The sequence below is a fragment of the Lewinellaceae bacterium genome (assembly GCA_020636105.1).
In the GTDB taxonomy this organism is placed as follows: domain Bacteria; phylum Bacteroidota; class Bacteroidia; order Chitinophagales; family Saprospiraceae; genus BCD1.
Genome location: JACJYL010000002.1, coordinates 1,572,686 through 1,585,887, shown reverse-complemented (window position 1 = coordinate 1,585,887; position 13,202 = coordinate 1,572,686). Strand labels below are relative to the sequence as shown.

General features: G+C 46.5%; 10 protein-coding genes. 5 read left to right on the top strand and 5 right to left on the bottom strand.

Features of this window, described 5'->3' with window-relative positions:
* Positions 1–14 precede the first annotated feature (14 nt).
* Positions 15–665 (top strand): class I SAM-dependent methyltransferase, encoded by a 651-nt coding sequence (locus H6571_23430; GenBank protein MCB9326699.1) that lies wholly within the window; start codon positions 15–17, stop codon positions 663–665.
* Positions 666–940: 275 nt separating this feature from the next.
* Here H6571_23430 and H6571_23425 read toward each other — a convergent pair whose 3' ends face one another.
* Complete coding sequence (locus tag H6571_23425) at positions 941–2,281, bottom strand: histidine--tRNA ligase (protein MCB9326698.1); 1,341 nt, start codon at positions 2,279–2,281, stop codon at positions 941–943.
* A 91-nt stretch (positions 2,282–2,372) separates the two neighbouring features.
* Positions 2,373–3,410, bottom strand: coding sequence for a phenylalanine--tRNA ligase subunit alpha (pheS, locus tag H6571_23420; protein MCB9326697.1), 1,038 nt, complete (start codon positions 3,408–3,410; stop codon positions 2,373–2,375).
* A 344-nt stretch (positions 3,411–3,754) separates the two neighbouring features.
* Between pheS and H6571_23415 the strand changes: the two genes are divergently transcribed.
* Positions 3,755–4,990, top strand: a complete 1,236-nt coding sequence (locus H6571_23415) for an O-antigen ligase family protein (protein MCB9326696.1) — start codon at positions 3,755–3,757, stop codon at positions 4,988–4,990.
* 223 nt (positions 4,991–5,213) lie between these two features.
* On the opposite strand, the gene H6571_23410 is transcribed toward H6571_23415, so the two are convergent.
* Both H6571_23410 and H6571_23405 read right to left on the bottom strand, forming a co-directional pair.
* A complete protein-coding gene (locus tag H6571_23410; GenBank protein ID MCB9326695.1) occupies positions 5,214–5,882 on the bottom strand; it encodes a rhomboid family intramembrane serine protease in 669 nt (222 codons plus the stop codon).
* A gap of 10 nt (positions 5,883–5,892) precedes the next feature.
* A complete protein-coding gene (locus H6571_23405; GenBank protein ID MCB9326694.1) occupies positions 5,893–8,445 on the bottom strand; it encodes a PKD domain-containing protein in 2,553 nt (850 codons plus the stop codon).
* A 291-nt stretch (positions 8,446–8,736) separates the two neighbouring features.
* Here H6571_23405 and H6571_23400 point away from each other — a divergent pair, with 291 nt between their 5' ends.
* From H6571_23400 to H6571_23390, 3 genes are all read left to right on the top strand, one after another.
* Positions 8,737–9,831 carry a hypothetical protein gene (locus tag H6571_23400; protein MCB9326693.1) on the top strand — a complete coding sequence of 365 codons (1,095 nt, stop codon included), beginning with the start codon at positions 8,737–8,739 and terminating at the stop codon, positions 9,829–9,831.
* Between the two features lie 8 nt (positions 9,832–9,839).
* Positions 9,840–10,358, top strand: coding sequence for a 3-hydroxyanthranilate 3,4-dioxygenase (locus H6571_23395; protein ID MCB9326692.1), 519 nt, complete (start codon positions 9,840–9,842; stop codon positions 10,356–10,358).
* 79 nt (positions 10,359–10,437) lie between these two features.
* A complete protein-coding gene (locus H6571_23390; GenBank protein ID MCB9326691.1) occupies positions 10,438–11,787 on the top strand; it encodes an FAD-dependent monooxygenase in 1,350 nt (449 codons plus the stop codon).
* A 1,190-nt stretch (positions 11,788–12,977) separates the two neighbouring features.
* On the opposite strand, the gene H6571_23385 is transcribed toward H6571_23390, so the two are convergent.
* Positions 12,978–13,202 carry a hypothetical protein gene (locus H6571_23385; GenBank protein ID MCB9326690.1) on the bottom strand — a complete coding sequence of 75 codons (225 nt, stop codon included), beginning with the start codon at positions 13,200–13,202 and terminating at the stop codon, positions 12,978–12,980.

The following is a 13,202-nucleotide window of genomic DNA, read 5'->3' as shown; positions in this document are numbered from 1 at the left end:
TTCAAAATTCTGATATGAACACCACAACCGTCCCCCAACATACGAAAGAACAACAGGCCGAAGCCATGAAAGCTTATTACCGGCTCCACGCTGCGATTTATGACCTGACCCGATGGACCTTTCTTTTCGGTCGCAGGAAGATCGTACGATTACTGGCAAAGCAAAATCCCATTCCCCATCGCATCATGGAAATAGGCTGCGGAACGGGATTCAACCTAAGGCAACTGGGCCGCCAGTTTCCCCTGACCCAGGTGATCGGCATGGATGTGTCGGCCAAAATGCTCCATAAAGCACGCAAGAATACCAATGTTTTCGAGGATCGTATCCAACTGATTGAACAACCGTACTCCTTTGGGGATATGAAGTTTAATGATAAAATGGATGTGATCCTTTTTTCATACTCGCTCACCATGATCAACCCGCAGTGGGAAGAATTGATCGCCCAGGCAGCCTATGACCTGAAACCGGGAGGACTCATCGGCGTGGTGGATTTTTACAATTCTCCATTCCAGTGGTTTAAGAGTCATATGGGCAACAACCACGTTCGTATGGATGGCCACCTCAATCCGGTGCTCAAAAGGCATTTTCAAACCGAATACGAGCAGGTAAGCAATGCCTATGGCGGGGTCTGGCAATATTTTATGTACATTGGAAGGAAGGTTTGAGGAATAATGCCTGAATGCGAGAATGGCTGAATGCAAGAATGCGAGAATGTGAAAATGCGAGAATCGCTGAAGGATTGGATTTTAGCGTTCTGCGAACGCCCTGGTTCTAAAAGGCATCGTTGCTCAGGGGAAAGTTAAAAAGGGAACCATATGGGGTGGCCTCTCTATAGGGAATAAAAGAGCGGAGCGGGGTAATATTTCACTTGCATCGCAAGAAATATGTGAAACCCTCCCGAACTGCGGTACGGGATTTCGCCGCGCTCAACTTGAAACCCCTAAGACAACTGCCTTACAATTTCATCGATCGTCAATTGCTCCTGGCTTCCTTCCGACATATTCTTGAGGGTGAGTTTTCCGCTCTCCATTTCGTTGCTTCCGATGAGTAGGGTGTATGGAACATTCCTGTCGTTGGCATATTTCATCTGCTTTTTCATCTTGGCAGGTTCCGGATACAGGTCGGCATTGATGCCCGCAGCGCGGAGGCTTCCGAGCGTTTTGAAAGCGTAGCGGTGGGTTTCGTCGTCAAAGGCGATGAGCAGGACCTTCAGGGCCGCAGCATCTTCTTTGGGAAAGAGGTTGAGTTCTTCCATCACATCGTAGATGCGTTCAGCGCCAAAAGAAACGCCCACCCCGGAAACGTCTTTAAGTCCGAAAATTCCGGTAAGGTCATCATAACGGCCGCCGCCGCCAATGCTTCCCATTTCCACATTGTGGGCACTCACTTCAAAGATGCATCCTGTATAATAACTTAACCCCCTGGCGAGAGTGATGTCGAATTTAACTTCATTTTTAGCAGTATCTACATTGAGATATTGCATGACTTTTTCAATTTCCTCCACCCCTTTTCTGCCCGTTTCGCTTTCGCTGAAAATGGCTTTGAGGCCCTGCAGCGATTTGGTTTCCAGGATGGCATTGACGCGGTCGACTGCCTCATTGGAAATGCCACGTTCAAGCATTTCCTTACGGATACCCTCTGGCCCGATTTTATCCAGCTTGTCGATGGCAACGGTAAGATCGGTAAACTTATCCGTGATGCCTGCCGCTTCAGCAATCCCGGCCAGTATCTTGCGGTTGTTGAATTTAATGGTGACGTCCATGCCCAGGGCAGCAAACACTTCGTCATAAATCTGGATCAGTTCGGCCTCATACATAAGGGAATCCGACCCAACGACATCTACATCGCATTGAAAAAATTCCTGGTAGCGGCCTTTTTGGGGACGGTCAGCCCGCCAGACGGGTTGGATCTGGTAACGTTTGAAAGGAAAGGTCAGCGCCGTTTGGTTCATCACCACGAAGCGGGCAAAAGGAACCGTCAGATCGTAGCGCAATCCGCGTTTGGAGAGGGAAGCCACTGCTTTGGTGGAATCCAGGTTGGCCAGGGCTTCTGTATCGGCTTTCGCCAAAAAGTCCCCGTTATTCAGTACTTTAAACACAAGTCGATCCCCTTCTTCACCGTATTTACCAGTCAGCGTGGAAAGGTTTTCCATTGCGGGAGTTTCAATAGGCTGGTAACCGTATTTGACGAATATTTTTCTGATCGTATCAAAAATATAATTGCGACGATTGACCTGTTGTGGTGAAAAATCACGAACACCTTTTGGAGTTGATGGTTTCAAGTACTATGTTTTTTAATTTTAATAATTGATTGCCGGAATCTTTTTATCAGTCCTTTTTTCTAACCAGCAACCAGCATCAAGTCATAAGCATCTAAAATGCCGAACTGAATTGTTTCAGGAACCGGACATCGTTTTCGAACATAAGACGGATATCTTCTATCTGGTATTTCAGCATGGCCTGGCGTTCGATACCCATGCCAAAGGCAAAACCTGAGTATTTATCGGGATCAATGCCACAATTTTCCAATACATTGGGATCCACCATACCGCAGCCCAGGATCTCGAGCCAGCCGGTACCTTTGGTGATGCGATGCGCATTTTCATCCTGTAGTCCCCAGTAAACATCCATTTCGGCACTGGGCTCTGTGAACGGGAAGTAGGAAGGACGCAGGCGAATTTCTTTGTCCGGGCCATACATTTCACGGGTGAAATAGGAAAGGGTCTGCTTAAGGTCTGCAAAAGAGACATTCTCATCAATGTAAAGCCCCTCCACCTGGTGGAACTGGCAATGAGAACGGGCGGAGATGGTCTCGTTGCGGTACACCCTTCCCGGGGCTATGATCCGGATGGGAGGCTTTTCCGCCATCATCGTACGTGCCTGAACGGAAGAGGTATGGGTACGCAGCAGCATGGAAGGGTCATTCATCAGGTAGAACGTATCCTGCATGTCTCGGGCCGGGTGATCTTCGGGCGTATTCATCGCCGTAAAATTGTGCCAGTCATCTTCGATTTCCCTCTCTTCAGCCACTACAAAACCGATGCGCTCAAAAATATTAATGACGCGGTTCATGGTGATGGCAATAGGATGGCGAGACCCAAGGGGGATAGGTTCCCCGGGAGCGGTGAGATCAAACTCCCCTGCATCGGAATGTGCTGCTTCGGATCCAAGGTGAAGCTGCAGATGATTGAAAGTCGCTTCAGCAGCCGTTTTAGCCTCGTTGATGAGTTGTCCAAAATCCTTTTTTAACTCATTGGGAATGTTGCGGATTTCTCCCATCAACCCTTTCAAAATATTCTTCGATCCCAGGTAGGTCCGTCTGAACTGTTCCAGCTCTTCAGCGGATTTAGGAGCGGATTCCCTGATCTCTCCGATGATTTGTTTGATCTTCTCAAATGCTTCTGTAGCCATTACACTTAAATTTCAGAATCTGTATTATTGATGATACCGTTTCCAGGGTAAAACTTCCAAAAAGTCGGTTGAGTTCCCTCGCCTGAAAATAATTGCCTGCAAAGGTAAGGTATTATTACTTTACTTAAAATCCGCCGGTTCCTTTTATTTAAAAAAAACAAATCTTGTTGCCGGTTGTTGGATTCTTGGTGTTCGATAAGTTGTTGTTGAGGAGGCATCTTCTGTGGAATTATCGAAATGCGGGCAAAAAGGTGTCGTCTTCCTAAACAATACCATTTTCACTCCTGCGTTTTGTATGGGTGGAAAAACTGACTGCTAACATAAAAAAAATCAAAATCCGGGATTTGGCCGTGTTTTTGGCCTGGTTTGTCATTTTGGGAATGGTATATTCGCCTTTCCTGCTGTCTGTGGCAATGATCGGTTATGGCGTATTGGCATTTTTTTCACTTGAAGGAGGACGACCGGTTTTAAACCCCGATTTGACAAAACATTTCCGGTTTTATCTTTCCGACAAAGCTTATTGGGTTATTTCACTCATTTTTTTTCTTGTTTTGTTCAGTGGCATTTTGACGGAATCCGGCAACTTTGCATACTGGGGAGAACGCATCAGGCTTAAAATAGCTTTTTTACTTTTTCCCTTTGCATTTGCCTCACTTCCTCCTATTACCGACAAGGCTTTTAAAGGCGTCATGTATTTTTTTGTCGGGGTGATGTTTTTTACCTGTCTGGGCATCGGCATTCATTATATCATACATTTCGAAGAGATCAATCATTTGATTCACCAGGGGCAACCCATGCCCACACCACGAAACCATATACGATTCAGCCTGTTGCTGGCTTATAGCATTTTTACGGCTTTTTATTTATTCAAAAAAAAGTTCACCCTTAAATATGAATGGGAACGCCCCCTGATGTTGGGCATTACCGGTTTTCTCTTTTTGTTCCTGCATTTATTGTCGGTAAGAAGTGGTCTGGTGGCCTTTTATATGACAGCGGTGGTGCTCATTCTTCGACGGGCCTGGGTGTCGAAAAAGTATTTCCAGGGCCTGGCGCTGGTTGCCCTGATGGCAGCGATCCCTGTGATTGCGTACAGGGCCATTCCCAGTTTCAAAGCCAAGGTGGATTATAGCCTCTATGACCGCTGGATCAGGCAGCATGATCTTTCCCAGAATGATTATTCCGATGGGGGGCGTGTGGTTTCTATAAAAATGGGACTCGAGATCGGCAACGACTACCCATTATTAGGCGTCGGGGCCGGAAATCTCAGACAGGAAGTCATCAACCGCTATGCTCAAAAATTCCAGGAGGATATGGAGCCCAAAATGCCACACAATCAATTGGTTTCCATTTATGCGGGGACAGGCTTTGTTGGTCTGGGCCTTTTTCTTTTCGCTTTTTTCTTTCCTCTTTTTTACAAAAAAGCTTACCGGCATACCTTGTTTTTAAGCTTTCATATCATCGTATTCCTGTCTTTTATGGTCGAAAACACCATCGAGAATTCCATCGGAATCGCCTTTTACCTCTTTTTCCTGTTGCTGAGCCTAAATTATCAAACAAAAGACAGAATAATGGAGGAATGAGGTGTACTTGTTCTATGTCAGATAGGGACTGTTCAAATGGAGCGAAGCGAAATCCCGGCATTATATGCCGAGGACAGGTTCCCGTAACGCGCAGGTCGGGGTTGTTATTGATTATTAAGAATCTATCAGACACAGTTGATTGAACACTCTCTCGCTGCATCACAGTGTCACAGCATCAAATCATCGTAGCATCAAATCATCGCAGCATTAAATCATTAAAGCATCAAGCATAATCCTCCACCGGCTCCACCTCCGGAATCATTCGTCTAAAAAACAATCCGGCCAGTGCTCCAAAAGCAAATCCGCCGATATGCGCCCACCAGGCCACGCCGCTTCCTGACATATTGCTCAGGTTTTGCACCCCGCTGTAGGATTGCTGGATGATCCAGAATCCCAGAAACAGAAAGGCGGGTATTCTGATGAAAAAGAAAAAGACCAGGGTGCGGATCCTTGATTTTGGATACATGACCAGGTAGGCCCCCATAACGGCAGCAATGGCTCCGCTGGCTCCCACGGTTGGGATGTTGCTGTACCAATTGAAGTAAATGTGGCCGGCGTGGGCAGCCAGGATGCCGATCAGGTAAAAAACCAAAAACCTCCGACTGCCGATGGTCGCTTCGATATTATCGGCAAAGACCCACAAAAAGACCATGTTGCCAATGAGGTGCATCCAGCTGGCATGCAAAAAAGCACTGGTCAGTAAAGTGTACAAGTCAACCCCCTGAGTAATTTCTCCCGGGATGGCTCCATAATGGTAAATAAATTGATCATAAACTTCATAAGGCATGGAGGATTGCCAAATGTAAATAAGTACATTCAAGGCAATAAAACCATAACTTAAATAGGGAAAGTGTCCGTTCCTGACTTGATCGTCTCCAATGGGAAAAATCATGCGTCTGCGTTTAAAGCTTATTAAATTTTATTTGCCCTGATCCGCCTTCGTGTTCGAATTTAAAAAAATACAACCCGGAAGCTAAACGGGAAACATCAATGCTGTTATTATGTAAATCATCATCTTTATAAATGACTTTGCCTTGAATAGTGGTTATTTGAACCTTTATTTTTTGGGTAAATTCCCATTCCAGGTTCAGGTAATGCTCCACTGGGTTCGGGAATAGATTGAGAGGGTGTAATTCCGGAGTTTCTATGCCTGTTACCAGCAAAATTCCCTGGCTGAGCGACACGCCACAGTAATTATTCTGGGCATTTAGGGTCACCTCATAGTCTCCGGGAGCTGTGTATTCATGGATGGGATCGGTGGCTGTACTGGTACTGCCGTCCCCAAAGACCCAGTTGTAATTCAATGCATTCTGGGAATTGTTGGTAAAACTGACCGTCAAATCATCCAGCATCTCCCAGGTAAAGGCAGGGGTCGGCGGTGGAAGAATTTCCACCAGGTTTTCAGAGGTGAAAACATTTTCTCCTGCGGATCCGGTGGCCGTCAGGGAAACATCATAAATTCCGGGAGTGGCATATATCACCACCGGGTTTTCGTCATTCGACGAAACAGGCGTTCCACCGGGGAAATTCCATTCCAGTTGGTCATAGGTGCCTGTAGTGGCATTGGTAAACTGCACTTCAAAGGGGGCGCAACCGCCGGCATCGCTATAATTGAAACCCGCCACGATTGGAACCAATAACGATATTTCCATCATAAAAATATCCTGGCCACAATCGTTGGAAGCGGTCAACATTACGACGTAAGTGCCATATCCCGGGAAAGTATGTTCCGGATCGTTTTCGGCCGACTGCTGGCTGTCGCCGAAATTCCAGGAAAAAGTATCGGCATTAGTCGAAAGATTCTCAAAATTTACCGTCAGATCTTCGGCCATAAAAGTAAATTGAGCCTCAGGAAGCGGGGCAACGACTACAGGAATAGGGGAGGAGACCACATCGTCGAAACATTCGCTGGAAACGATCAGCCTGAATTGGTAATTATTGAAACTTGCATCGATTGTATTGACTTGCAATGAAGCGGTATTGGCTCCGGAAAAAGGAGCATTATTTGGTACGTTTTCAAAACCGTTGCCGTCATCCAGCTGCCATTGGTAGGTCAAGGAAACACCTTCCGCGTCTACCGCAATTAAAAGATTTTCTCCTGCGCAGGCAAAGATCACTTCGGGTTGGTCGATGATGGCTGTCGGTGCAAAGGGCTCATTGCCGGAAACCAGGTTGTCGAGCGTTTCAATAATGCCCGTTGTGCCGCTGGTGGCGCCATTATTGCTGTTGCTGCAGGCCGTTGAATTGAGGCTAGTGCCGGCTACTCCGCCACTAATGCCCGTAGGAGGAACCGTGATGACAGAAGAAGCCATAATACGCCCTCCGCTTCCTCCGCCTCCGGGTCCAAGGCAGCGATCTGCATTGCCATTGTTGGCATCACCGCCATTGCCGCCCGTCGCTTCGAAGTGGTAACCGCTGGCAGAGAGTACGTTAAAAATGATGGTTCCGCCACCGCCGCCACCGCCGGCTCCGTCTCCGGCAGCTGTTGCGGCATGGTTTCCATTCGCTTTGATGGTGTATTCGCTTCCCATGAATTCATCGGCGATGATAAAAACAATACCGCCGCCATTTCCCCCATTCGTGCCAACGCCGTTGTTTTCATGACCCGCGCCGCCGCCGCCGCCCATATAAATGCGGTCAGAAGCAGTAGGTATGGCCTTGCCGCCACGTCCGGGAAAAGCACCGTCACAGCCGAAAGTGGAAGGTTCGTTGTTCTCGCCTCCCTGGCCTCCTGCGGTGAGATTACTCCCGCCACCGCCACCGGAGTTATGGTCGTTGCCGCCGCCACCGCCATTGGCCTGGGCGCCACGGCCGTTTTCATGGTTGGCACTGATCAAAGCGATGCCTTCTCCTTTAGGAGCGCCACGCCAATTACTTTGTTCATAGGAATAATCATTGGCATTGGTAATAAAGGAGCAGTTGTTTGTGCCGGCAACATCAGAAATGCCGCCACGAAACCCCTTCCCGCTGACATCGATATTGGCATCAGTGATTAATTGGCCGGAAACCTTCAAAGCGAGTACGCCCCCGGTCAGGCCATTCCAGGAAGCACAGGTTAACGTGCCGTTTACATGAGCAGCATCATATTCCGGCAAGGAAACCACCTGAACCTTTCCGTTAAAATCATAAGTGTTTACCGGAAAATGTTTTAGCACAATGCCTCCCGGGGAAACCGTCAGGATTTCAGCCGTTTCGTATTTCCCGGCTTGTCCGATGGAGGTAATGTTGCCGAAAGTAGCATCGTTTGAAGTATTGATTTGGGCCCCCTGCATCTGGATGATGATGACCTTCATTCCTGGTGTAAACCCGGAAGTGGAGCTGAGTGAAAATTCATTGTTGCATGCATCATAAGCCGTGACAGCTGCATATTGGTTGATGATGCCGGAGATCTGGGTTTGGCAAAAAGCCGAAACAGACGAAAATGTCAGGAAGATCAATGTAACGATCAGACGCATAGGTTTAAGTTTTGGAATTCTATCCAAAGGTAAGTTTTTTAGGACACATTGCTTATCTTTACGACAAAGGTTGCTGTCCGGAAAAATCGTTTTGTAGCGGAAGTTGAAGAAACAGAGGACATTACGGGAGTACCCTTCTTATTTCTTAACCACTACTAACCATTGACAGCATTTAAGAAAACGGTGAAAATGTAAATGGGGCATATAAAAAATTTGATTGACTGAAAATTAAAATTCAGGAATCCATTTCAAATCCATCCATTCTTCAGACTGTCTGATAAAACCTATTCAATGAGTAAGAAGTATTCATCCATTCACTATAATGATTATTTGCAACTCGGGAAAGTGCTTGGCAGCCAAAATCCGAGGAGTGCCGAGTTTGGGGAAGAGGCTCACGACGAGATGTTGTTTATCATCATTCACCAGGTTTACGAACTTTGGTTCAAAGAAATTATCCATGACCTTACTTCCGTGATGCGGATGTTTGAAAGCGGCACGTTGGATGAAAGAAATGTAGGCATTGCCGTGGCTCGTTTTGAGCGGATCATCGAAATCCAGAAGATCCTCATCGACCAGATCAAGGTGCTGGAAACCATGACGCCACTGGACTTCCTCGATTTTCGGAATTACCTGTTGCCTGCTTCCGGTTTTCAGAGTTTCCAGTTCAGGGTAGTGGAAGTGGCTCTCGGGTTAAAAAAGCAGGGAAGAATGACTTACAATAAAACGGTTTATTCAAGTGTATTTGCCGAAGACCAGCAAAAACAACTGGATGCCCTGGAAAACGGAAAATCCATGCTGGAGCTGGTCGAAGCCTGGCTGGAACGGACGCCTTTCCTGCAGTTCGAGGGGTTTGATTTTCAAAAAAAATACAAAACAGCCGTTAAAAGTATGATCGATCGGGAGAAGCAGGCCGTGCTTTCCACCGATTATCTTTCTGAAAAAGAAAAAGAACTCCGTTTGAAAATGGTTGGTGATACGGACACCTATTTTCAATCGGTACTCGATGAACAATTTCATAATGAGAAGGTCGAAAAAGGAGAACTGTCACTTTCTTACAAGGCGACTATGGCCGCTTTACTGATCAACCTGTACCGGGATGAACCCATCCTGCGAATGCCCTACCTGTTGTTGACCCGCCTGGTGGAGATCGACGAGTTGTTTACTTCCTGGAGATACAGACATGCGCAAATGGTCATGAGAATGTTGGGCCGCAAAATGGGAACGGGAGGGTCTTCCGGTCACCAATACCTGAAAGAAACTGCCGAGAAACATACCATTTTTCTCGATCTGCAAAATATTTCCACCCTAATGATTCCACGGTCTGACCTGCCGGAACTGCCGGAAGCGTTGAAGCACCAGCTGGGATTTTATTATTCATCAAAATAATTTATGCCATGAGTCAATTAGTAACACCCGTCAATTTCATGAAGTGGATTGATGAAAACAGAGATAAACTCAAACCCCCCGTTTGTAACGAGGTGGTATGGGAAAATACGGATTACATCGCCATGGTCGTCGGTGGCCCCAATTCCCGCAAGGATTACCATTACAATGAAACTCCGGAGTTCTTTTACCAGGTCGAGGGCGATATGGTGCTGAAAGTGATCGATGATGGTGAATTCAGGGATGTTCACATCAGGGAAGGAGAGATCTTTACCTTGCCACCCAAGGTGCCACATTCTCCGCAAAGATTTCCCAATACGGTAGGCCTGGTCATCGAATCCAAACGCCCTGAAGGCGTGATGGATGCCCTGGAATGGTATTGTGAAAGCTGTGGTCACCAATTGTACCGCGAGCCGTTTCCTTTGGAAAATATCGTCACCCAGATGCCTGTTATTTTTGATCGGTATTACAGCGATGAAAAGTTACGTACCTGCGACAACTGCGGGCACGAAATGCAACCACCGAAATAGTAACCCTGCCTTTAGTCGGGGTGCAAAACAGTAACCCTGCCTTTTGTCGGGGTCGAATAAAATTAAAACAAGGGCACATATGTCACAACAAAAAATAATCATCGTTGGAGCCGGACTGGCGGGCTCGTTATTGGCCATCCAAATGGCTAATCGAGGTTTTGAAGTTGCATTGTACGAACGCCGGCCGGATATGAGAACCGTAGATATTTCTGCCGGGCGATCCATAAACCTAGCTTTGTCAGACCGGGGCATTGCCGCCCTGAAAAGGGTGGGGATGGACGACTATATCATGGCCGAGGCGGTGCCCATGCCGGGAAGGCTGATTCACGGCCTTTCGGGAGAAACCAACTTCCAGCCTTATAGCGGCAGGGAAGGAGAGAATATCAATTCCATTTCAAGAGGAGGCCTGAACAGAGCCTTGATGGACAAAGCGGAGGCTTTGGGCAACGTAAAAATATTTTTCAATAAACGTTGTGAAACCGTAGATTTTGATCGTGCGGAGGCTGTTTTCCATGATGAGATTACTGGGGAGTCCACCACTGCCACCGGCGATGTGATCATCGGAACGGATGGCGCCAATTCAGCCGTACGCAATGAAATGATGCATATCGCTCCGAAGCTCAGGTTTAGCTTTTCCCAACATTACCTGGATCACGGGTACAAGGAACTCAGTATTCCTTCCAAGGGAAAAAATGGATTCCGCATGGAAAAAAATGCGCTCCACATCTGGCCACGCGGTACCTATATGCTGATCGCGCTGCCCAATTTTGACGGAAGTTTTACCGTTACGCTTTTTATGCCTTTTGAAGGAGAGCCCGGGTTCAATAACCTGGATACTGAAGCTAAAGTGATGGCTTTCTTTGAAGCGAAATTTCCCGACGTGGTGCCGCTCATGCCAGATCTGGTGGAAGACTTTTTTGATAATCCTTCCAGTTCTTTGGCCACCATCAAATGTTATCCGTGGCAGGTGAATGGAAAGACCTTGCTGGTCGGGGATTCTGCCCATGCCGTAGTGCCTTTTTACGGTCAGGGGATGAATGCTTCTTTTGAGGATTGCCACGAGCTGGATAAATACATCGAAGCCTACGGGACCGACTGGAAGCGGGTATTTGAAAATTATCAGAAATTCAGAAAAAAGGATGCCGATGCCATCGGCGACCTGGCGGAGGAAAATTATTTTGAGATGCGCGCTCATGTGGCCGACCCTGTTTTTGTATTAAAACGCCAGCTGGAGACCACCCTGGAACAAACCTATCCCGGGTATTTTTCAAAATATTCCATGGTGACTTTCCGGGAAGATATTCCGTATTCCGTGGCGATGAAAAAAGGCCGCGCACAGGATGATTTGCTGATGAAGATTTGCTCCGAAGTGGATAGTGTGGACGAGCTGGATATGGAGGATGTGCTGAGGCAATTGCAAAGGGTTTGAAAAAAGGGTAAGAATGATTGAGCCTTTGCGGACAGGAGGTCGTGATGCTTGAAAACTCACACAGAATGTCGATTTTATCGAAAGAATTTAACCGCAAAGGTCTATCTGCGACCATCGACTTTTTTGTTTTTTTTTGAATATGCTTCGGAGATCGGGGGTGGCACCGATGGAGGGCTTTACATGGCTTATTGAATTTAATTTAATAACCGCCGAAATTTATAACAGGTGCAGAGCACCTAAAAATTTGTTGTAAAAAGATTCTAAAATCAATCTAAGGTGCAGCGCACCGCAACATTTTTTCTATGGTTGGAGATTTAGGTTGCGGTGCGCTGCACCTTGAATCCTCTTCCTCCTTGTTTGGTGACAAAGGTTAAGGTGCTCTGCACCCCTTGATGGTCGAAGCATGACACAAAAAAAGAATTCGATGGTCAAGGCTTAAAGCTTTGACCGGAATATGCCTGTAAGTCTTGCAGCCTGTCTAATTGAAATTTATAAAATAATCGCAGAAATTTACAATAGGTGCAGCGCACCTGTCTGGCCGCCAGGCAAGGCCGCAACATTTTTTCTTGGTTGGAGATTTAGGTTGCGGTGCGCTGCACCTTGAATCCTCTTCCTCCTTGTTTGGTGACAAAGATTAAGGTGCTCTGCACCTGATTATATTCGGCGGTTAAATGTTTAAAACCAATTTACTACCGTGTAACAAATGTTTTTTTATTTTTTAATAAGTCCCCCAACAGAAATTTTTTCGCGCAGGTGGAACAAAGTGACATACCTTACCTCTGGTCGGTATTCCGGAGTTGGAACACCCCGTACCAACAGTCGGGGCAAAGCGCAGAATAAAAGGATTTTTCCTAAATATTTCAGCGATAATCTGCGAAATCAGCGTGACAAAAAAGTATCGGAATAGAACATTTAAACTATATAAATAAACTTTCGTTACAGTGTGTTTACCAGGATAGGTATTGGCAGATGATGTGGAAATTTTGGATTTTCGGAATAATATTGGATATATTGATATGTGATTGGGAATTGGTTATTTTTGGTCGGGTGATTTGATGAGCGTATTGGGTCGAAGCTAAAAGCCTGTCTTTGGCGTCAGCAGACAGGTTGCGACCATCGACTTTTTTGTTTTTTGGGGATGTGCTTCGGAGATCGGGGGATTTCGCTACGCTCAATTTAGTCTTTAATCTTTAGTCTTTAACCTTTTTAAAAACCAGCATCATCCCCTGCGTAAAAGTCATGCCGGAATAACTGGAATTGATATTTTCCATCTGCTCCAGGACATAGCCTTTTTCGGTATATTCCACAATGGCTCCCTGTATATCCCGGGCCAGGTGATCGCCGTTGATTCTGAAATCAGCGGAGAGCTTCGAAGGATTAATTCTATCGGATTCTATGAATACTGTTTTGTACAT